We start from the raw sequence: 20,670 nt of genomic DNA, 5'->3' as shown, positions 1-20,670 counted from the left end.
GCCCGCGGGTATGCTTGCCCGGCACCTCGGCCGGGGTGGTGGAATGGCAGACACGGAGCACTCAAAATGCTTTGGCCGCGAGGCCGTGCGGGTTCGAGTCCCGCTCCCGGCACACCGATAGGGTTTGACCCGTGAGCACAGACCAGCGCGAGACAGGGCAGGACCGACCGGGGGACGACGGGGCGACCCGCATCCTCGTCGCCGAGGACGAGGCCATCATCCGCCTCGACCTCGTCGAGATGCTCCGTGAGCAGGGTTACGACGTCGTCGGCCAGGCGAGCAACGGCGAGCAGGCGGTCGAGCTGGCCAAGGAGTTGCGGCCCGACCTCGTCATCATGGACGTCAAGATGCCGGTCCTCGACGGGCTCTCCGCTGCCGAGCAGCTCCACGAGGCCAAGGTGTGCCCGGTCATCATGCTCACCGCCTTCAGCCAGACCGAGCTCGTGGAGCGAGCCAGGGACGCCGGGGTGATGGCCTACATCGTCAAGCCGTTCACGGCCGACGACCTCAGGCCCGCCATCGACATCGCCCACTCGCGCTGGCTCGAGCTCACCGCGCTCGAGGCCGAGGTGGCCGACCTGGGAGAGCGGCTCGAGACGCGCAAGCTCGTCGACCGTGCCAAGGGCGTCCTGATGGCCCAGCTCAAGCTGAGCGAGGCCGATGCGTTCCGGTGGATCCAGAAGACGGCCATGGACCGCAGGCTCGGGATGAAGGAAGTCGCGGAGGCCGTCATCAACGGCTTCCCGACGGCCTGACCTGCGGGCCCAGCACGCTGGATCACAACTTCGGGGCGACTTGCCTCGTGGACCTGCGCACTTGGACCCACGCTGTGGTTCAATCCGGTGCAGCACATCAAAAGGAGGACGTCGTGCGACGACGCCGGATGGCAATCATTGCTGCGGCGATCCTGTTCTGCCTCACCACGGCAGGGGCAGCCAGCGCAGCCATGGTCGGGCCCCCGCCCGCACCGCAAGGACCCCCTGTGGCCGTCACCCAGGACGGCGAAGAGAGCCTCAGGGGCACGCTGCGCGGGCCGGGCGGCGACCCCGTCGCCGGGGTGGCGATCTCGGTGGAGCAGGACGGCACGGAGGTCGGCTCCGCGACCACCGACGCTGACGGGGGCTGGGAGGTTCCACTGCCGGCCCCGGGGACCTACGACGTCGTGCTCGACACCGCGACGCTCCCCGACGGAGTGCAGACCCGGGACCGCGGGGGAGAGAACCTCGCCGGAGTCATCGTGCGACCGCAACAGCACCGCACCGTGATCTTCCCCATCATCCCCGCGAGCCAACCCCAGCAGGAGCGGCCCGGGGCCACCCCCGCCGCGCCCGGGGCGACCCAGCCGCCCAGCCCCCCGGCAGCCGATGATCCGGGCACGGCGGAGGGGGGCACCAACCGGTTCCTCCAGCTCGTCGTCGAAGGGCTCAAGCTGGGCGCGATCATCGCCATCACCGCGGTCGGACTCTCCCTCATCTTCGGCACGACCAAGCTGATCAACTTCGCCCACGGGGAGATCGTCACCGTCGGCGCCGTCGTCGCGTTCTGGGTGAGCACCCGACCGGGGAGCCTGCCCCTCATCGTCGGCGGGATCGCCGCCGTCATCGCCGGTGGACTCCTCGCCGGCGGGCTCGACCGCGGCCTCTGGCGACCGATGCGGCGGCGGGGGACCGGCCTGATCCAGATGTTCATCATCTCGATCGGGTTGTCCCTCGTGCTGCGCTACCTCATCCTCGTCGTCTTCTCCGGTCGCCGGGAGAAGTACTCCGACTACGCGCTGCAGCCCGCCATGCGTCTCGGACCGATCGCCATCACGCCCCGGGACCTCATCGTCACCCTCGCCTCCTTCGCCATCCTCGTTCTCGTCGCACTGCTCCTGCAGCGGACGCGCATGGGCAAGGCCGCCCGCGCCGTCGCCGACAACAAGGACCTCGCGGAGTCGTCGGGCATCGACGTGGACCGGGTCATCCTCACGATCTGGGTGATCGGTGGAGCACTCGCAGCGCTCGGGGGAGTCTTCTACGGCGTCGCCCAAGGGGCCGTCTACTGGGACATGGGCTTCAACCTGCTGCTCCTGATGTTCGCGGGGGTCATCCTCGGCGGGCTCGGCAGCGCCTACGGAGCGATGGTCGGCAGCATCATCGTCGGTCTCGTGTCCCAGCTGTCGAACCTCTGGTTCCCGCCGTCGCTGCAGAACGCCTGGGCACTGCTCGCGCTCATCGTCGTGCTGCTCGTGAGGCCTCAGGGCATCCTCGGGCGAGCGGAACGCGCCGGCTGAGGCGCAGGGAGAACTGACCATGAACTTCTCGGAGATCCTGTCCAACGCCCTCCGCGGCGGCCTCGGCCCGGAGGCGGCCATCTATGCCCTCGCCGCCGTCGGCCTCAACCTGCACTTCGGCTTCACGGGCCTGCTCAACTTCGGCCACGTCGGCTTCATGCTCGTCGGCGCCTATGGCGTCGCCGTCAGTGTCTCGTCGTGGGGACTCAGCCTGTGGGTCGGCATCCTCATCGGCATCGCCAGCGCGATCGTGCTGGCCCTCATCCTCGGGATCCCGACGCTTCGACTCCGAGGCGACTACCTCGCCATCGCGACGATCGCGGGCGCCGAAGTGCTGCGCTACTTCTACCGTTCCGACTGGGCTGCACCCCTCACCGGAGGGGTCTACGGGTTGCGGCAGTTCGCCCAGGAGTTCTTCGCGCTGAACCCCTATACCGACAACCTCTCCCTGGGGCCCATCTTCTTCTCGGCCCGAAACCTCTGGGTGATGACGGTCGGCTGGGGCCTGGTCATCCTCGCGTCGTTGCTCGTCTACCTGCTCGTGCACAGCCCATGGGGTCGCGTGCTGCGGGCGGTGCGCGAGGACGAGCTGGCGGCTCGCAGCCTCGGCAAGAACGTCTACGCCTACAAGATGCAGTCGTTGGTCCTGGGCGGGGTCATCGGTGGGCTCGCCGGGGCGCTCATCGCCATCGCGAACCAGTCGGTCAACCCCGACAATTTCAACCCGGCTGTCACGTTCTACCTCTGGGCGATCATGATCCTCGGCGGTGCCAGCCGGATTCTCGGCCCGATCCTCGGCTCGATCATCTTCTGGTTCCTCGCCACCTTCCTCGACTCGTTCCTGCGCAACGCGACCGCCTCCGGCGTCATCTCGCCAGAACTCATCACCGGTCCCGACGTCGGCGCCCTGAGATTCGTCTTCGTCGGCCTCGGCCTGCTCGTGCTCATGATCTATCGGCCCGCCGGGATTCTCGGTGACCCCAAGGAGCTGCGTCTCGATGTCCGGTGACTCGATGTCCGATGAGGTGACCCATCCCGAGGTCGTCGATGGCCGCGAGGAGATCGTCGCCGCCGACCGGCCCGCCGGCCGTTCGGAGGGCGCCCTGCGGGCCGCTGCTGCGCTGTCCGCCGTCGCCTCCGAGCCCGGCGTGCCCAAGCCGGACCCGATTCTCGTCGCTCACGACGTGACGAAGTCGTTCGGCGGCGTGCGTGCGGTTCGGGTCGACCACCTCGAGATCCAGCGGGGCACGATCACCGCCCTCATCGGCCCCAACGGAGCCGGCAAGTCGACGTTCTTCAACCTCGTCAGCGGGTTCGACAAGCCGGACACCGGGCAGTGGAGCTTCGACGGCACCGACATCAGCGGCAAGCCGGCGTACCAGATCGCGCGGCTCGGGATGGTCCGCACGTTCCAGCTCACCAAGGCGCTGAACCGCCTCACCACGCGGGAGAACGTCATGCTCGGCGCCGCCGACCAGCGTGGCGAGCGCATGCTCTCTTCGCCCCTGCGCTGGCTGTGGAAGGGGCAGGAGAAGGCCATCGGGGCCAAGGCAGATGCCCTCCTCGACAGGTTCCGGCTCGGTCACATGCGCGACGAGTTCGCCGGGACCATGTCCGGTGGCCAGCGCAAGCTGCTCGAGATGGCGCGCGCCATGATGGTCGACCCATCGATGATCATGCTCGACGAGCCCATGGCCGGAGTGAACCCCGCCCTGACCCAGTCCCTTCTCGGGCACATCGAGCTTCTGCGCGACGAAGGCATGACGATCATCCTCGTCGAGCATGACATGGACGTCATCATGAGCATCAGCGACTGGATCATCGTGTTCGCCGAGGGCGCGGTCATCGCCGAGGGCCGGCCCGATGACATTCGCACCGACGACAAGGTCATCGAAGCCTATCTCGGGAGACGTCGGGCCCTGGAGACGAAGGAGGACGGTGGATGACCACCGAATCACGGCCGCTGCTGGAGTCAAAAGAACTCGTCGCGGGCTACATCCCGGAGGTCAACGTCCTCAACGGATGCAGCGTGCACGTCGATGCCGGCGAGCTCGTCGGGATCATCGGCCCCAACGGCGCCGGGAAGTCGACGCTCATCAAGGCGATGTTCGGCCTCGTGCCGATCCGGAGCGGCCAGGTCTACCTACGCGACGACGAGATCACCGGTGCGAGGGCACACACCCTCGTGGCCAAGGGGCTCGGCTACGTCCCCCAGAACGACAACGTCTTCCCGTCCTTGACGATCGAGGAGACGCTCCAGATGGGGATCTTCCTGCGGCCCAAGGAGTACCCAGAGCGGTTCAAGGCGGTGTCCGAGCTGTTTCCGCTCCTGAGCGAGCGCAGCAACCAGCGTTGCGGATCGTTGTCGGGGGGCGAGCGTCAGGTCGTGGCCATGGGCCGCGCTCTCATGACGAATCCCGATGTTCTCTTCCTCGACGAGCCCTCCGCGGGTCTCTCACCCCTCATGCAGGACAGCGTCTTCGAGGCCGTCAAGAAGATCAATGCTGCGGGCGTCTCCATCCTCATGGTCGAGCAGAACGCCAACAGCTGCCTCGAGATCAGCGACCGCGCGTATGTCCTGGACCAGGGCAAGGACGCCTACACGGGCACGGGACGCCAGCTCATGGAGGACCCGAAGGTCGTCGAGCTCTACCTCGGCACGCTTGCCCGCATCGGCTAGCCCTGGGGGGCCGCTGCCCTCGGCCGGTCGACACAGCAAGGGCCCGACCCCGCCGGGGGTCGGGCCCTTGCTACGAGCGCCGCTCAGCTCATCGAGACTGACGGTTCACCGTGTCACGAGGTTGGGTTCGACTCGACGGTCTTGACGCTCTGGAGCGCGCCGGCGTCGTCGAACTCGTAGACCTCGATGGTCGCCTTGCCCGGCTCACCGGCGTCGGTGAAGTCGAGCGGTCCGCTGGCACCGTCGTAGTCGATGTCCTTGCCCTCGTCGATGAGCTTCTTGCAGTCGGCGAACGTCGTGCACTTCTCGCCGTCCTTGGTGACGCCGTTCAGGACGCCCTTGAAGTCCTCCGCGTTGGTCGACTTCGCCTGCTCCGCAGCGAGCGCGATGATGTTGACGCAGTCGAAGATCTGCGGGGCGAACTGGAGCTCCTGGAGCGCCGAGTCGAACGCCTTGAGGTCCGCGACGAAGTCGGGGTTGTCGGCGGAGGCCGGGGCGGTGCCCTTGAAGCCCGCCAGCTTGGCCGGGTCGTTGGGGCTGACGAGCTTGGCGAGATCGCTGTTGCGCAGGCCGTCCGCGCCGTACATCCCGACCTGCTCCGGCGTCAGGCCGGCCTCGATGAGGCCCTGGATGATCTGCTTGCCCTCTTCGAAGCCGATGATGACCACGGCGTCGGGCTTCTTCGTGACGATGTTCTGGACCGCTGCGTTGAAGTCCGTGGCCTTCGGGTCATAGGTCTCGTTGAGGACGACGCTGGCGCCGGCGTTCTCGAGGGCGGCAGCCGTCGCGTCCGCGAGGCCCTTGCCGTAGTCGTCGGCTCGGGCCGTGATCGCGACGTTGCTGTGCCCGTCGGCGACGATCTCGTCGGCGAGAACCGGACCCTGCAGCGCGTCCGAGGGCGCGGTGCGGAAGTACAGCCCGTTGTCCTGGTAGTCGGTGAACGTCGGGGCCGTGTTGGACCCGGAGCACTGTGCGACGTTGGCGCCGGTGATCTTGTCGATGATGGCGAGCGACATCCCTGAAGCAGCTGCACCGATGATGGCGTTGACGCCACTAGAGAGCACCCGATCGGCGGACTGGTTGGCGATGGCCTGGTCGTCGGCCTCGTCGCCACCGACCGGCTCGGGGAGCTCGTTTCCGAGGACGCCGCCGGCCTGGTTGATCCCGTCGATCGCGAACTTCATGGCGCTGATCTGGGGCGGCCCGAGGTACGCGAGGCTCCCGGTCTCGGGCAGCACGTAGCCGAACTTCAGCGGTTCCGCTGCGGCTGGCGCACCACCGGTGCCGGTTGACCCCGGCTCGGGACTCTCTGTGCCGCCACACGCGGCGGCGAGCAGGGTGACGGCCGTGACTGTTGCCGCGACCCTCATGGCCTTAAGACGCATTCTTCCTCCAGCGAGTGTCCGGGCGCAGGTGGTCTGCGTCCGCGTGTATCGCAAACCCTAGTCCGGACGGCCTACGGCAGGTCAGTCCGAGACCAGACTGTGACTTGAGCCCGGCGCCGTCAACCCGTGCGATCGGGTCGGCGTCGGGGGTGCGGCTGGGCAGTCGTCCCGGCCGGCTCCCGGGCTGCACGGCGGTGACCGGCCCTGCGGTGGGGAAGCCGGACTTCCGTCCTTGGGCCCGGGGCCGTAAGGTCAGGCGGGTGACTTCCGTGCACCGGACGTGGAGGGACGTATGAGTCGTTCGCTGGTCACCGTCCAGCGGGTCGATGCGGGTCTACAGGCCCAGTTCATCGAGCTCTGGATCACCCATCGCATCGAGTCCGGCACGACACCCGAGGCCGCGGGACGGCTCGCGGCCGACGGCACGCTGCGCAACGCCCTGGGGCGGAAGGACGTCACGGCCTTCATCGCCTTCGTGGACCAGCGTCCCGCGGGATACGTCGTGATCGCTGACACCACCCGGAGTCTGCTCGTGGCCGCACCGAGCGTGTCGATCGACATGCTCTACGTCCACGTGGACTTCCGGCGGCAGGGCGTCGGCAAGGCCTTGCTTGCTGCGGCCTCGCGCTACGCCGACCGGCACGGCTGCGAGCACCTCGTCAGCGCCGTCCCCGCCCAGGACCGAGAGGCCAACCGCTTCTTCGCCCGGCTGGGCTTCGCGCCCGAGACGGTGCGGCGCGTGACGTCCTCGGCAACCTTGCAGCGCAAGCTCAGCGGCGAGCCGCGCTCGCAGCGGTACTCACTGGACAAGGTGCTCCAGCGGCGGCGTGACGTGCGAGCGCGTGCGGCTGCGGCCCCGCCTCCCCGCGTGGTGAGCTGAGGCGCCTCAGGCGCCGGGGGCTCGGTCGCGCAGCAGGCAGGTGATGCGGGCCGTGCAGACCCGCTGCCCGTCCTCGTCCGTGACGGCGACCTCGTAGCTGGCTACCGAGCGGCCACCGCTGAGCAGCGTGGCCGTGCCGGTCACGACGCCTGCTCGGGCCGCCCGGTGGTGCGTTGCGTTGATGTCGAGACCGACGGCGACGCGCTCGGGCCCTGCCAGCATGGCCGCACCCCAGGAGCCGAGCGTCTCGGCGAGCACGACGCTGGCACCGCCGTGGAGCAGCCCGTAGGGCTGCGTGTTGCCCTCCACGGGCATCGTCCCCACGAGGCGCTCGGGGCTCGCCTCGATGATCTCGATCCCCATCCGCTTGCCGAGCGCCCCCCCGCCCACTGCACGGATCGTCTCGAGGTCGGTCGCATCAGACATGATGGGATCGTATGCCGCTGGGCTGGCCCGTCGGGACACCGCCCCCCGCTGTCGCCCCGGGACACTAGGCTCTGCGGGGTGAGCCGACTACTCCTCCTCGACGGTCATTCGCTTGCCTACCGCGCGTTCTTCGCGCTGCCGGCCGAGAACTTCTCGACGACGACGGGGCAGCACACCAATGCCGTCTACGGGTTCACGTCGATGCTCATCAACATGCTGCGCGACGAGGAGCCGACGCACGTCGCCGTGGCCTTCGACCTGTCCCGGCAGACGTTCCGCACGGAGGAGTACGCCGACTACAAGGCCGGCCGCGCTCGGACCCCTGACGAGTTCCAGGGCCAGCTGCCGTTGCTCCACGAGGTGCTCGACGCCCTCCGGATCCCCTACGTCGAGCTCCCGGGCTACGAGGCCGACGACATCATCGCGACGCTCGCGACGCAGGCGGAGGCGGAGGGCCTGGAGGTCGTCATCTGCTCGGGCGACCGCGACACCTTCCAGCTCGTCAGCGACCGGGTCAAGGTGCTCTACCCCGTGCGCGGGGTCTCCGAGGTGTCGCGCATGGACCCGGCGGCGGTCGAGGCGAAGTACGGTGTGCCACCCGCCCGTTACAGCGACCTCGCGGCGATGGTCGGGGAGACCTCGGACAACCTGCCGGGGGTGCCCGGAGTCGGGCCCAAGACGGCCGCGAAGTGGATCCTCCAGTTCGGCGACCTCGACGGCATCGTCGCCGGCATCGACCAGGTCAAGGGCAAGGCCGGTGAGGCCCTGCGCGAGCACCTCGACCAGGTGCTGCGCAACCGCCGGCTCAACCAGCTCGTCAAGGACGCCCCGGTCGGAGTCACCATCGCCGACCTCGCCCGCGCCCAGTGGAACCGCGACGAGGTCCACACCGTCTTCGACCGGCTCGAGTTCCGCGTCCTCCGGGACCGGCTCTTCGCGACCGTCGATGCGGCCGAGCCCGAGGCCGACGAGGGCTTCGACATCGACGGCTCCATGCTCGCGAGCGCAGACGTTCCGGCCTGGATTGCCGAGCACCTGGCCACCGACGAGCGCGCCGGCGTGGCCGTCACGGGCACGTGGGCACGGGGCACCGGTGACGCGGTCGCCCTGGCCATTGCCGCACCGGACGATGCTGCGGCGTGGATCGACCTGACCACCCTCGACCCCAGCGGCGAGGAGGCGCTCGGGGCCTGGTTGGAGGACGAGAAGCGGCCCAAGGCGATGCACGACGCCAAGGGCCCGATCGAGGCGCTCGCGGCGCGTGGCTGGAGTCTGCGTGGGCTCACCAGCGACACCCAGCTCGCCGCCTACCTCGTCAAGCCCGACCAGCGCACCTACCACCTCGACGACCTCGTGCTGCGCAACCTCAGGCGCGAGCTGAGCGCGACCACGGATCCGCACGGGCAGGGCATGCTCGACTTCACCGGCGACGCCGACGAGAAGGCCGCGACCCTGGAGATGGTCCGCGCCACCGCGGTGCGTGACCTGGCAACAGTCCTCGACGAGCAGGTCGCCGCCACCGGCGGTGCCGAGCTGCTCGCCGAGGTCGAGCTGCCGCTCATCGACGTGCTCGCGAGGATGGAGCGCACGGGGATCGCGGTGGACGTCGCCGGGCTGGACACCCTCGAGCAGGCGTTCGCAGCCAAGGTCGCCGCGGCTCAGCAGGACTGCTGGGACGCGATCGGGGGCGACCAGATCAACCTCGGCTCGCCCAAGCAGCTGCAGGTCGTCCTCTTCGAGACCCTGGGCATGCCGAAGACGAAGAAGACGAAGACCGGCTACACGACCGACGCCGACGCCCTCGCCGAGCTCTACGCCAAGACGGAGCACCCCTTCCTCGAAGCCCTGCTGCGGCACCGCGACGCGGCAAGGCTGCGGGTCACCGTCGAGGGACTCCAGAAGTCGGTCAGCGACGACGGCCGGATCCACACGACCTACCTGCAGACCATCGCCGCCACCGGCCGGCTCTCGTCGACCGAGCCGAACCTCCAGAACGTGCCGATCCGGACGGAGGAGGGCCGCCGGATCCGCGAGCTGTTCGTCGTCGGTGAGGGCTTCGAGTCGCTCATGTCGGCCGACTACTCCCAGATCGAGATGCGGGTGATGGCGCACCTGTCCGGGGACGCCGGACTCATCGAGGCCTTCCGGTCGGGCGAGGACCTGCACCGCTTCGTCGGGTCGCAGGTCTTCGGGGTCGAGCCGTCCGAGGTGACCGCGGAGATGCGCTCGAAGGTCAAGGCGATGTCCTACGGCCTCGCCTACGGCCTGTCGGCGTACGGCCTGTCCAAGCAGCTGACGATCAGCACCGAGGAGGCCAAGGGCCTCATGGACGGGTACTTCGCGCGGTTCGGGGGAGTGCGCGCCTACCTCGACGAGGTGGTCGCCGAGGCACGAGGCACCGGCTTCACCGCGACGATGTTCGGCCGCCGTCGGTACCTCCCGGACCTCACGTCGGACAACCGGCAGCGGCGGGAGATGGCCGAGCGGATGGCCCTCAACGCACCGATCCAGGGATCGGCCGCCGACATCATGAAGGTCGCCATGATCGGAGTCGACCGGGCCCTGACCGAGGCCGGCGCGAGGTCGCGCATCCTGCTGCAGGTGCACGACGAGCTCGTCCTCGAGGTCGCCCCCGGCGAGGAGGCCGACGTGGAGCGGATCGTGCGCGAGCGCATGGGCGGCGCGGTCGAGATGGACGTGCCGCTCGACGTCAACATCGGGGTCGGCCGCTCCTGGCACGACGCGGCGCACTGAGCTGGGGGGCGCCGTCCCTGTCGGGAGTGCCGGGAGTGCCCGGAGTGTCCGGCATGTCCGGCGCTTCCGGCGTGTCGGGTGCTCCGCGGAGGGTCTCCCGTTCGATGGCCAAGCCGGCCAGGACGAGCACCACTGCGCAGGCCAGCAGGATCGTGACGATGTCGACTGTGGTGCGACCGGCCAGCGAGACCCAGGCGACCGCGAGGCCGCTCACCAGCCACATGGCCAGACCCATGCGCACCGTTGCGGCCGCAACCCCGGCATACGCGAGGATCTGGACGAGTGACAGCGCCACACCGAAGGCGGTGAACCGCCAGAGGTCGGGGGCGATGACCGTGAACTGCGGCCCACCGACGACCTGGAGCAGGGGCTCTCCCAGGACGACCGTCATCGCGACCCCCGCTGCGCCGAGCCCACTGACGAGGGCCAGTGCCCGGAGGAGGGCGGCCCTGCGTCGCGGGGCATCGACCATCGCCGGGTAGAAGAGGGTGGCGAGAAAGCTCATCCCCCAGAAGGCGGCCTTCTCGAAGAGGGCTCCCACCGTGTACTGGCCGGACTCGGCGGGCGACAGGTGGTGCCGGGCCAGCAGCACGTCGACGCTGGCGAGGAAGAGGAGTCCCGAGGTGGGGACGACGGCGGCTGCGACGAGCCGCACCAGGCGCCCCGTTCCCCCTCGTGGGCGGGGCCTCGTCGAGGGCGAGCCATCTGATGGTGTCGTCCTGCGAGGCGCACGTCGCACGAGCAGGGCGCCGAGGGCCGCCACGACTACGAGGGCCAGGCCGTAGAGCAGGATGACGGTGGCAACCGGGGTGATGCCGCCCATGTGCGTCCCAGCAAGGAACGCCGCAAGCACCTTGCCCAGACCGGCAAGGGTCAGGACCAGCGCCAGGGCCGCGAACCGTTCGCGACCCTGGAGCAGGCCTTGGGCACCGTGCAGCACGGTGAGGGGCACGAGGGCCGCCGCGAGAAGGACAACGGTGAGGACGGTGACCTCGAGCGTTGGCGCGAGCACCGGGGAGATGGCTGACACGACCAGGGCGAGCACCACGCCGAGGAGGAGGGAAGCCTCGAGCATCCGGCGCTCCAGCTCGCGGGAACGAGCCTCGTCGCCCCGACGTCTCGCCACGAGACGGGCAGCGACCAGCTGCATTCCGAGCGCGGGGACGCTGGCGATGACGCTGAGATTGACCATCGCTCCGACCCCCCCGAGATCGGCCGAGGTCAGCACCCGACTGAGGACGACGAAGAACAGGTAGCTGAGGGCGTTCGACGCAAGCGTGCCGACGAGCAGGGCCGCGCCGGACCTCGCGTAGCGATTCGCTGCGGGCGCGTCGTGGGCCATGCGTTGTGCCATAGTGCCGAGCATGATGCCAGCCCGCCGGCCCGTAGCGGCGGCGGGAGTCGTGGGGATTGCGGTATCAGCGCTCGTGACCTTGGTCATGGTGTGGCCGGCCCTCGGCGGCGGCTACCTGCTGTATCGCGACTTCATCACGGTCCCGGATCCCGTGCTGGACGCACGGACGTGGGGGTTCGACGACTCGGCACCTCGAGCAGTGCCGCTGAACGCCGTGATGGCGCTGCTCGACCCTCTCGTCCCGACCTGGCTGCAACAGAAGGCGATCCTCGTCGGGTCACTCTGGCTCGCCGGTGCGGGAGTGGCACTTCTGCTTCGGCGACGGGGGGTGCTGGTTGCCGCTCTGGGTGCCTTGATGGCCACGTGGTCACCGTTCGCCGCTGAGCGACTGCTCCTCGGTCAGGCACCGACCCTGCTCGCGTGGTCGGCGCTCCCGTGGCTGGTGCTCGCCAGTCAGGTCAGTCGGAGCCCGCGGGTCCGGGTGTTCGCCGTCACGTTCTCCGCCCTTCCCGCTGCCCTGACACCATCGGGGGGTGTGACAGCGGCGGCGGCAGCGGTCCTGCTCACTTGGCTGGCCCGACGGAGAGTGGCGGAGGTCCTGACGGTCGCTGCCCTCGGAGTGCTCTGGTGCCTGCCGTGGCTGGTGCCTGCCGTGGGCGGCCGGGCCGATGCCGGCGTGAGTCAGGGGGCTGCCGCGTTCCGGATCGAGGTGGACGGGCCGGCCGGGCTGCTCGACGTGCTCACGGGCGGTGGGGTGTGGGCTTCGGCCGCTCGTCTCGAGTCCCGTGAGACCCTGCTGACGCTGGGCGCGATGGTGCTCCTCCTCATGCTGGCCGGTCTCGGGCTGGCGCGGCCGGACACCCCACGGCGTGGTCTGCTGGCCCTGTCCTTGGTGGCCCCGCCAGCGGTCGCGGTGTTCCTCGCCAGCCCCGTAGGTCTGCCGGCCTTCACTGCGGCGCAGTCGGTCCCCGGCGTCGCGCTGTTCCGGGACACTCACCGCCTCCTGGCGGTCTCCGCCTTCGCGCTCGCGCTCCTCGTGCCGCTGGGCACCGCCCTGGTCGTAGCACGCGCTCGGGAGTTGCTCTCCCGTGCGTCTGGGGACCCGGGGGGCGGGCCGACGTTCAAGAGGGCCCAGGCCGCAGTTGCGGTGGGTCTGGCGTGCGTTGTTGCCGCCACGGCCATCCTGGCCGCCCCTGACATGCCGGCACGCCTGCACGCCGCCTACCGTCCGGTCGGCTTCCCACCTGACTGGCAACATGCCGTGGAGGCGGTCGGGGAGTCCGCCGCTCTCGTCCTGCCCTGGCAGCCACTGCGACAGGTCGCATGGAACGACAATCGCCCCTTTCTCGACCCGTTGCCGCTCGCTCTTCGGGGAGAGGTGGTCACGGCAGCTGACCTCACCGTGCAGCGACACGAGGAGACGTACCGGGTGGGAGCGTCCGATCCGGCAGCACGTGCAGAGTGGACGGAGGGTCGCGTGGACGTCACGGCACTGCGCGAGCTCGGCATCGACGTGGTGGTCGAGTGGCTGGGCACCCCCGGCCCGCTCCTGGATACCCAACAGCTGCGCTTGATCTTCAACGGCACGAGCCTGCGGGTGTGGTCCGTGACCTGACGGGTTCCTAACGGCCGGCCGTCGCTGCTTGCCTTCTCACCCGACGCCGCTACGATACTCACGAGTAAGTCGCGTCATGGTGGCGTGCTGAGAGGAATTTCAGTGTCGAATCAGCCCCTACGAGGTCGCCTGTCTGCTTTCCTCATCGCCGCTGTGGCCCTGTTCGCCGGCGCCGGCATTGCAGCAGCGGCGATCAGCGCGGTGGTGTCGTCGAGCGCGCCGGATGACAGCGTTGCGGTCGAGACCGGCCCAGCCGAGCTCGTTGGTCCCGAGCGGCTCATCAACTACGGCGGCTGACGCGCCGCACCCTGAGACACCGCACACGTGCGCATAGCCTTTCTCAACTGGCGCGATCTCAGCCATCCCGAAGGGGGTGGGGCAGAGCGCTACGCGCAGACCATCTGTGCAGGACTGGCGAGTCGGGGCCATGACGTCGTCTTCTTCTGCGCGGCCCACGATGGCGCACCCGCGCTCGATCACGTCGACGGTTACCGGATCGTTCGCGCAGGGGGCAGAGTGGGGGTCTATCCCTCGAGCCTCGTGGCGCTACGCCGGGAGGCCTTCCGCGCCGGACGTTTCGACGTCATCATCGACACGCAGAACGGCGTGCCCTTCTGGGTCCCACTCGTGTCCAGGACGCCGGCCATCTCGCTGGTCCACCACGTGCACCGCGAGCAGTGGCCGGTCGTCTTCGGGCCCGTCATGTCCAGGATCGGGTGGTGGCTCGAGTCTCGAGTGGCCCCGCTCGTCTATCGCCGTGTTCATTGCGTCACCGTCTCGGATCGGAGTCGGGAGGAGCTCGTCGAACTGGGCCGCGACCCTGAGCGGATGCAGGTCATCCACAACGGTGCCGACCGGCCCCTCGAGAGCCGCGTGCCCAGGTCAGAGCACCCGACGATCGTCGTACTCGGCCGCCTCGTGCCCCACAAGCGCGTCGAGCTCGCGATCGACGTCCTCGCGAGATTGCGCTCGGCCCACCCGGATCTCGAGCTGCGCATCATCGGCGACGGGTGGTGGCGGCACGAGATCGAGCGGCATGCTGCGGCTGTCGGAGTGGCCGACCGCGTGCACCTGCTGGGTTATGTGGACGAGGCGACGAAGCATCGGGAGCTCTCGCGAGCCTGGTTGGCGCTGGCCCCGAGCGCCAAGGAGGGGTGGGGGCTCAACGTGGTCGAGGCCGCCTCCCACGGCGTGCCGACCATCGCTCACCACGGAGCAGGCGGCCTGTCCGAGTCGATCGTCGACGGTGTGACGGGCGTCCTCGTCAGGGACGTCGCAGAGATGGCTCGCGTGGCGGACCGGTTGCTCACGGAGCAGGCCGAGCGGGAGGGGCTCGGCCGCCGCGCCAAGGCTCTGTCGGGCCGGTACTCCTGGATGGCGGCGGTGGACGAGTGGGAGCGCCTCTTGGAGGAGCACGCGCTGGGCGTCAGCGACCTCCAGCGTGTCGACGAGGAGGAGGCCACGGCGTGACCGAGCACCTGCTCGCACCAGCAGGCTCACTTCGGCGCTCGGTCCAGCTGTTCCAGGCCTTTCGCGTCGAGCAGAGCGATCCCGACTTCTTCTACTCCATGCTGGCCGAGGACTCGCTTCGTGAGCTCGGTCGGTGGATGAACCTCGACGGCGCCACCGTGGTCGACGTCGGCGGCGGACCTGGATACTTCGCCGATGCCTTCGCTGCCGCAGGGGCGCGCTACGCGGGACTGGATCCTGATGTCGGTGAACTCACCGCGCGGGGGGGAGTGCAGGTCAACACCGTGCGTGCCTCCGGTCTCGAGCTGCCGCTAGCGACGGGCTCGGTTGACCTCGCCTACTCGAGCAATGTCCTCGAGCACGTGCCTGCACCGGAGACGATGGCTGAGGAGATGGTGCGCGTCACCCGACCGGGAGGGACCGTCGTCCTCTCCTGGACCCCGTGGCTCTCGCCCTGGGGCGGGCACGAGACCTCCCCCTGGCACTACCTCGGTGGCCGCCGCGCCGCCGACCGCTACGCCAGGACCCACGGCCACCGACCGAAGAACGACTTCGGCCGGACCCTCTTCGCGTGCTCCGTCGGGCGGATGCTCGCCTGGGTGCGCCAGGCTCGTGCGGAGGGCAGGGTCGAGGTCGTCGAGGTCCTGCCGCGATACCACCCGCGCTGGGCCACGTGGGTCGTTCGGGTGCCCGCACTGCGCGAGGTCGTATCGTGGAATGCCGTCATCGTCCTGCGGAAGCCATGAGCGGTGACCTGGCGGACACGCACACCCCGGGGGCGACAGGGCGGGTGGCAGGCGGGGCGCTCGTGTGGCGACTCCGACTGCTTGCCGCCGTCGTTGCCTTCGCTGCGCTCGCATTTCGCCAGTCCACCGGGCTTGTCGTGCCGGACACCAAGGTGGACCTCACGGCCGACCCAGCGGGATTCCTGGCCCGGGCCTTGCATCTGTGGGATCCGCAGGGGGCCTTCGGGCAACTGCAGAACCAGGCCTACGGATACCTCTTCCCCGTAGGCCCGTTCCACCTTGCCTTGTCGTCGCTGGGCATGCCGGCGTGGGTCGTGCAGCGACTCTGGTGGACCGCCGTCTTCGCAGTCGCGCTGGTGGGAATGTGGTTGCTGACCAAGGCTTTCGGGGTCACCAGTCCTTGGGCGCGACTCATCAGCGCGATCGCCTTCGCCGCATCGCCCAGGCTGGTCGCCGAGGTGGCCGTCACCTCGGTCGAGGTGTGGCCGCTCGCGGTCGCCCCGTGGGTGCTCCTGCCGCTGCTGATCACCGACCGATCCATGGGCTGGCGGGCCAGCCGGTCCGCGCTGGCGTTCTTTGTGGTCGGAGCGGTGAATGCCGCAGCCACCTTGGCCACCCTGGTCCTGCCCGCGCTCTGGCTGTTGACGCGCCGGTGGAACTGGCCGCACGTACGGTTGAGCCTTGCCTGGGCCATCGGGATCGTTGCCGTGTCGATCTGGTGGATCATCCCGCTCGTCGTGCTGGGGCGATTCAGTCCGCCATTCCTCTCCTGGATAGAGAACGCCTCGGTCACGACCAGCACAGCGAGCGCGTTCGAGGCGATCCGCGGCACGTCTGCGTGGCTCGGCTTCCTCCGCACCGACACCGGGCCCTCATGGCCCGCTGCCTGGCTCCAGATCACGGTGCCGGCGATAGCGATCTCCACGGTCCTCGTGGTTGCCATCGGCCTGTTGGGGATGACAGGTGCTCGGGGCGCACGAGGCTACCTCGTCCTGGGCACCCTCGTGGGCCTGGCTCTCGTCACCTTCGGCCACACCGGCGGCTGGACCTGGCCGTGGGCGTCGTCGTCGCAGGCCCTGCTCGACGGGACTCTCGCGCCGTTCCGCAACACGCACAAGTTCGAGCTCGTCGTGCGGATCCCGATCATCGTCGGTGTCGGCTTCGCCCTGGAGCGGGCATTCATCGCGCTACGGAGGCGGTTCCGTCCTGCCCGGGCGCGGTCGAGAGCTCGGGCCTTGGCCGCGTTTGCGGTTGCGGGGGTGCTCGTGGCCTATGCCGCACCGGCCATCGCGGCCAACATGGCTCGGCCCGAGGGGTACCGCGCCATCCCGAACCACTGGGTCCAGGCAGCGGCCTGGCTCGATGCGCAGACGACACCGGGAAGTGTCCTGGTGACTCCATCAGCCAACTTCGCGGACTTCACCTGGGGCTCGACCAAGGACGATCCGCTGCAGGCCCTTGCGAGGAGGCCGTTCGTCGTCCGGGATGCCGTCCCCCTCGGGTCGGCCGGTGCGACACGGTTCCTTGACTCCGTCATGGATCGGCTGGCGTCGGGTCAGAGCGTGAAACGCCTTGAGAGCACCCTGTCGATGGCGGGTGTTGCCTTCGTGCTCGTGCGGCATGACATCCGCCTCGACGCTCAGGGTGACCAGCCCGGAGTCATTGCGAGGTCGCTCCAGGAGTCCGGCCTGGACCTCGTCGCATCGTTCGGCCCGATGAGCGGTGCCTACGGAGAATCCGCGTCCGTGACGGTGGACTACCGGACCCTGCTGCAGCGACCGTCCATCGAGATCTACGGCGTTGACCGCTCGGAGCGCCCGGGAGCACCCCGCGTGGTCCCTCTCGACGCGATGCCAGTCGTCACCGGTGGACCCGAGAACCTCCCTGCCGTGGTGGGCGCGATCGGCGCCGTCGACGTCCTGCGGGACGTCGACGTCCCTGGCGCCATCACCGATCAGCCGAGGGTCCTCACGGACGGGCTCCGTCGGAGAGAGGTGAACTTCGGCGAGCCGGCCCACAACACGTCGGGCCTTCTCGAGGCCAGTGATCCGGGCCGCTCCGGACGCGCCGTGATCGACTACGCCGTGCCGGGAAGCACATCCGTCCTCGAGTGGCGGGGAGTCAGGTCCGTCACCGCATCCTCCTCCGCCTCGGACGCGTATGCGACCCTTCGCATCGGTCCCGGCCACGGTCCCGCACAGGCACTCGACGGCGACTCTCGGACCCGTTGGGTCAGTGGTCGATTCGGCGAAGCAGTCGGGGAGTGGCTCCGGGTGGACTTCACCGGACCGACCTCGGTTGCCGGGACGAGGATCGTGCTGTCCGCGTCCTCGCCAGTCGGAGCACGACCGCAGACAGTGCTCGTCGAGACGGACCAGGGTGCCGTAGTGACCGCCGTCATCGCTGGACCAGGCGTGCGACTGCGGACGCCGCCCGGTGAGGCGTCCTGGTTGCGCATCACGCTGACGGACGTCGAGTCCGGCCGCCAGAACGGCTTCTCCATCGCGGAGGTCTCGGTCCCCGGGATCACTGCGACGCCTACCCTTGCCATCCCCGGGCGTCACCACCCTGACGTGGTCCTCCTCGAGGAGGGCAAACGAGGTCGTTCGGAGTGCCTCACCCTGGAGGGGACCGTCGCGTGCAGCCCGACTCTCGGGCTCGCGGCCGAGGAAACCGGATGGCGACGCAGCTGGACCGCGCTCAGCGCCGCCGAGTACTCCGTCCGGGGCGAGGTCCGCCCACTCGACGGGGACGCGGTGGAGAAGCTCCTGGAGCTGCCGAACGGGTGGACGGCGACGGCGTCCTCTCGTCTCGTCACCGCGCCGGCAGGCCGCCCCGACGCCGGAATCGACGGTGATCCGGCCACCGGCTGGGTCGCGAGTCCTGCTGACCCCAAACCGTGGTACGAGGTGTCGTTTCCCAAGCAGATCCGGGTCGCGGGTCTGCGGATCACGAAGAGCTTCGAGCTGCCTGCCTCCACCCCGGTCACGGTGTCGGTGACCTATGACGACGGCAGGACCCATACGGCCTCCGCCGACACATCCGGCTTCGTCACGCTGCCACCCAGGCGGACGTCGTCACTGCGTCTCAGTTTCGGCGACGTCCGTCTCATGGAGAACATCGACTCCACCACAGGGGCGCACTCCTTCGCGCCGGTGGGTTTCAGCTCGTTGGAGATCGTGGGGCAGCAGAGTGCCACCCTGTCCCCGTCTGCCTCGACCGGCGTGCCCTGCGGCTTCGGGCCGGACCTCGTCATCGCCGGCCGACGGTACGAGACCCTGGTGCGCGGGACCGTCGGCGACATCCTGTCCGGCAGCCCCCTCAGCTGGCAGGTGTGCCGTGGCGGCGGACTCGCGAGCACTCCGGCGGACCTCGTCGAAGTCGAGGCGAGCGCCAGTGCCGAGTTCGCGCCGTCAAGCCTGTCCATGCGGTCCCCGGGGCTCGCGCTGCCAGCGCGGACAGCGGTGGCTGCCACCGTCGAGCGCACCTCGCCATCGGTGCTCACCGCGTTCGTGGGGGAGCGAAGCGCCGATTCGGCGTTGGTGCTGCCCCAGAACTTCAACGCAGGATGGACCGCCACCACGAGCGAGGGGTCGCTGACTCCCGTGCGCGTCAACGGCTGGCAACAGGGGTTCCTCATGCCCGCCGGCCCGGAAATGCCGCTGGTTGTCGAGTTCGGGCCCAACCGGATCTACCAGTTCGGGCTCTACCTCGGGGGCCTGCTCGTCCTGGCAGTCCTGGCTGTCGTCGTCGTCACGTCGCGTCGGGCCACGGCTCCTTCGGCAGCGCAACCGGAGGCGCTCTGGGCCGCCTCACCCGTGGTGGGCACCGTGATCGCGGTCCTGGCGGGTGGCCCACCCGCGCTCGCGGCCGGCGTGGTCGCCATCGTCGTCGCACGCCGCTGGGGGCAGGCTGCCTGGCTCGGAGCCATCGCCCTCCTGATGGCAGGCCTCGTGACCGTGCTCTGGCCCTTCCCGGAACACCGAACGAGCCTTGACTCCCCGGTCGTTCAGGCGTTGGTCTGGACGTCAATCCTCGCCGTGCTGTGGTCACGCCCTCTACGACGCCTGACCCGCACCGAACGCATGATGGGCCGCTCGACGAAGCGGTAGCTCAGCCAAGCGACCACGAGTGTTGCTGCGAGGGTCACAGCCCAGCGGGCCATGAAGCGTCCCGTGAACGGTTCGAAGCCGGGTGCCTCGCCGAGGAGCTCGAGGATGACGACGTGGTAGGCGAAGACGCCGTAGGAGATGTGCCCGAGCCAGACGCCCACACGCCCGGTGAGCGGCGCGAGGGCAGCGGGCTCCCGCGCGGGGGGAATGGCCATCACCGTCGGCGCGACTGCGAGGAGCCCGATGACGCTGTAGAGCAGGCTCTTGGTGGCCGCTTGGCCGGGTGTCGGCTCGGACAGGTCAAGGGGACCCGCCACCGCGGAGGTCGACAGCAGGAACACCGCCGCCAAGAGGGACCAGACCGTCCCCGGGAACCGCGCGAGCTCGTCGAACCGGGACGCCGGAAGGGTGCCGGTGGTCCGGCCGGCATGCCAGCTCGCCAGGCCGATACCGATCGCGAACCAGCCGACATAGCCAGGAAGCCAGAGGCGAGCTGCAGAGTGGCCGAGGACGGTGGCGGAGGCCATCCAGGCGGCTCCCAGTGCTGGCACCGCAGCACAGGCGAGGATGACCCGCCGGCACCACTGTGCGTCCCCCCGGCCTCGCGCCGCGAGCGAGGCGATGAGCGGGAGGAGGAGGTAGAACGCCACCTCGGTGGCGAGGCTCCAGAACTGCGTCAGGCCGGGCGTCAGGGGCGTGTCCAGGTAGATCTGCGTCAGCGTCGCGTGCGCGATGTAGTCGCCGGCCGTCGAGCCGGCGCCTGGGATGAGCAACGCCGCTGCGGCCACGGCGATCCACAGCGGGGGAAGGATGCGTGCTGCCCGCCGCAGGTAGTAGCGCAGCGCACCGGGTCGGCTGCGGCCCTCGAGGTGGGCCATGGCATGGGGTCGGAACAGCAGGAAGCCGGAGACGACGAAGAAGAGAGCGACACCTGCGTCGAGACGGGACAGGATCCCGGCGAAGGGGCCGCGCA

Annotated in this window: 16 protein-coding genes and 1 tRNA gene; 13 read left to right on the top strand and 4 right to left on the bottom strand. The window is 69.4% G+C overall.

The genetic code is table 11. From position 1 onward, the window contains the following. The first annotated feature begins 29 nt into the window (after window positions 1-29). The 6 genes from LOY02_RS11080 (at window position 30) to LOY02_RS11055 (ending at window position 4,955) form a co-directional block, all read left to right on the top strand. Window positions 30-112: transfer RNA gene (locus tag LOY02_RS11080), tRNA-Leu, on the top strand. Window positions 113-131: 19 nt separating this feature from the next. Then, entirely contained in the window at window positions 132-755 is a 624-nt protein-coding gene (locus tag LOY02_RS11075; RefSeq protein ID WP_317182418.1) for an ANTAR domain-containing response regulator, read from the top strand. Window positions 756-883: 128 nt separating this feature from the next. Next, window positions 884-2,275 carry a branched-chain amino acid ABC transporter permease gene (locus LOY02_RS11070; RefSeq protein WP_317182417.1) on the top strand — a complete coding sequence of 464 codons (1,392 nt, stop codon included), beginning with the start codon at window positions 884-886 and terminating at the stop codon, window positions 2,273-2,275. Window positions 2,276-2,294: 19 nt separating this feature from the next. Beyond that, on the top strand, window positions 2,295-3,284 hold the full coding sequence (locus LOY02_RS11065) for a branched-chain amino acid ABC transporter permease (RefSeq protein WP_317182416.1): 990 nt from the start codon (window positions 2,295-2,297) through the stop codon (window positions 3,282-3,284). Then, the gene (locus tag LOY02_RS11060) at window positions 3,274-4,221 is read left to right on the top strand and encodes an ABC transporter ATP-binding protein (RefSeq protein WP_317182415.1); all 948 of its coding nucleotides are present in this window, start codon (window positions 3,274-3,276) and stop codon (window positions 4,219-4,221) included. Before LOY02_RS11065 ends, LOY02_RS11060 begins: the two co-directional genes overlap by 11 nt. After that, entirely contained in the window at window positions 4,218-4,955 is a 738-nt protein-coding gene (locus LOY02_RS11055; RefSeq protein WP_317182414.1) for an ABC transporter ATP-binding protein, read from the top strand. The genes LOY02_RS11060 and LOY02_RS11055 overlap by 4 nt, the downstream gene beginning before the upstream one ends. Before the next feature lie 113 nt (window positions 4,956-5,068). Here LOY02_RS11055 and LOY02_RS11050 read toward each other — a convergent pair whose 3' ends face one another. After that, window positions 5,069-6,340, bottom strand: a complete 1,272-nt coding sequence (locus LOY02_RS11050) for an ABC transporter substrate-binding protein (protein WP_317182413.1) — start codon at window positions 6,338-6,340, stop codon at window positions 5,069-5,071. A gap of 292 nt (window positions 6,341-6,632) precedes the next feature. Between LOY02_RS11050 and LOY02_RS11045 the strand changes: the two genes are divergently transcribed. Then, complete coding sequence (locus tag LOY02_RS11045; RefSeq protein ID WP_317182412.1) at window positions 6,633-7,220, top strand: GNAT family N-acetyltransferase; 588 nt, start codon at window positions 6,633-6,635, stop codon at window positions 7,218-7,220. A 6-nt stretch (window positions 7,221-7,226) separates the two neighbouring features. On the opposite strand, the gene LOY02_RS11040 is transcribed toward LOY02_RS11045, so the two are convergent. Next, entirely contained in the window at window positions 7,227-7,646 is a 420-nt protein-coding gene (locus LOY02_RS11040) for a PaaI family thioesterase (RefSeq protein ID WP_317182411.1), read from the bottom strand. A gap of 78 nt (window positions 7,647-7,724) precedes the next feature. Between LOY02_RS11040 and polA the strand changes: the two genes are divergently transcribed. Next, on the top strand, window positions 7,725-10,400 hold the full coding sequence (gene polA, locus LOY02_RS11035) for a DNA polymerase I (RefSeq protein WP_317182410.1): 2,676 nt from the start codon (window positions 7,725-7,727) through the stop codon (window positions 10,398-10,400). Here the strand turns inward: polA and LOY02_RS11030 are convergent. Then, window positions 10,357-11,754 (bottom strand): oligosaccharide flippase family protein, encoded by a 1,398-nt coding sequence (locus LOY02_RS11030; protein WP_317182409.1) that lies wholly within the window; start codon window positions 11,752-11,754, stop codon window positions 10,357-10,359. The two genes, polA and LOY02_RS11030, sit on opposite strands and share 44 nt — an antisense overlap. A gap of 10 nt (window positions 11,755-11,764) precedes the next feature. Between LOY02_RS11030 and LOY02_RS11025 the strand changes: the two genes are divergently transcribed. The 5 genes from LOY02_RS11025 (at window position 11,765) to LOY02_RS11005 (ending at window position 19,697) form a co-directional block, all read left to right on the top strand. Further along, window positions 11,765-13,369 (top strand): hypothetical protein, encoded by a 1,605-nt coding sequence (locus LOY02_RS11025; RefSeq protein ID WP_317182408.1) that lies wholly within the window; start codon window positions 11,765-11,767, stop codon window positions 13,367-13,369. A 102-nt stretch (window positions 13,370-13,471) separates the two neighbouring features. Then, window positions 13,472-13,666 carry a hypothetical protein gene (locus tag LOY02_RS11020; protein WP_317182407.1) on the top strand — a complete coding sequence of 65 codons (195 nt, stop codon included), beginning with the start codon at window positions 13,472-13,474 and terminating at the stop codon, window positions 13,664-13,666. Between the two features lie 27 nt (window positions 13,667-13,693). After that, window positions 13,694-14,839, top strand: a complete 1,146-nt coding sequence (locus LOY02_RS11015) for a glycosyltransferase family 4 protein (protein ID WP_317182406.1) — start codon at window positions 13,694-13,696, stop codon at window positions 14,837-14,839. Next, the gene (locus LOY02_RS11010; RefSeq protein ID WP_317182405.1) at window positions 14,836-15,585 is read left to right on the top strand and encodes a class I SAM-dependent methyltransferase; all 750 of its coding nucleotides are present in this window, start codon (window positions 14,836-14,838) and stop codon (window positions 15,583-15,585) included. Before LOY02_RS11015 ends, LOY02_RS11010 begins: the two co-directional genes overlap by 4 nt. Further along, complete coding sequence (locus LOY02_RS11005) at window positions 15,582-19,697, top strand: alpha-(1->3)-arabinofuranosyltransferase family protein (protein WP_317182404.1); 4,116 nt, start codon at window positions 15,582-15,584, stop codon at window positions 19,695-19,697. The genes LOY02_RS11010 and LOY02_RS11005 overlap by 4 nt, the downstream gene beginning before the upstream one ends. Here LOY02_RS11005 and LOY02_RS11000 read toward each other — a convergent pair. Beyond that, on the bottom strand, window positions 19,595-20,670 hold a 1,076-nt coding region (locus LOY02_RS11000; RefSeq protein ID WP_317182403.1), incomplete at its 5' end, for an acyltransferase. The two genes, LOY02_RS11005 and LOY02_RS11000, sit on opposite strands and share 103 nt — an antisense overlap.

It is taken from the genome of Intrasporangium sp. (assembly GCF_032907665.1).
GTDB lineage: Bacteria > Actinomycetota > Actinomycetes > Actinomycetales > Dermatophilaceae > Intrasporangium.
This window is presented reverse-complemented; position numbering and strand designations above follow the sequence as displayed.

What these genes read in the sequence shown, in the direction of transcription:
- LOY02_RS11070 (WP_317182417.1), top strand. Translation starts at nt 884, where the DNA reads ATGGCAATCATTGCTGCGGCGATCCTGTTCTGCCTCACCACGGCAGGG.
- LOY02_RS11050 (WP_317182413.1), bottom strand. Translation starts at nt 6,340, where the DNA reads ATGCGTCTTAAGGCCATGAGGGTCGCGGCAACAGTCACGGCCGTCACC.
- LOY02_RS11040 (WP_317182411.1), bottom strand. Translation starts at nt 7,646, where the DNA reads ATGTCTGATGCGACCGACCTCGAGACGATCCGTGCAGTGGGCGGGGGG.
- LOY02_RS11055 (WP_317182414.1), top strand. Translation starts at nt 4,218, where the DNA reads ATGACCACCGAATCACGGCCGCTGCTGGAGTCAAAAGAACTCGTCGCG.
- LOY02_RS11025 (WP_317182408.1), top strand. Translation starts at nt 11,765, where the DNA reads ATGATGCCAGCCCGCCGGCCCGTAGCGGCGGCGGGAGTCGTGGGGATT.
- LOY02_RS11030 (WP_317182409.1), bottom strand. Translation starts at nt 11,754, where the DNA reads ATGGCACAACGCATGGCCCACGACGCGCCCGCAGCGAATCGCTACGCG.
- LOY02_RS11005 (WP_317182404.1), top strand. Translation starts at nt 15,582, where the DNA reads ATGAGCGGTGACCTGGCGGACACGCACACCCCGGGGGCGACAGGGCGG.
- LOY02_RS11065 (WP_317182416.1), top strand. Translation starts at nt 2,295, where the DNA reads ATGAACTTCTCGGAGATCCTGTCCAACGCCCTCCGCGGCGGCCTCGGC.
- LOY02_RS11060 (WP_317182415.1), top strand. Translation starts at nt 3,274, where the DNA reads ATGTCCGGTGACTCGATGTCCGATGAGGTGACCCATCCCGAGGTCGTC.
- LOY02_RS11045 (WP_317182412.1), top strand. Translation starts at nt 6,633, where the DNA reads ATGAGTCGTTCGCTGGTCACCGTCCAGCGGGTCGATGCGGGTCTACAG.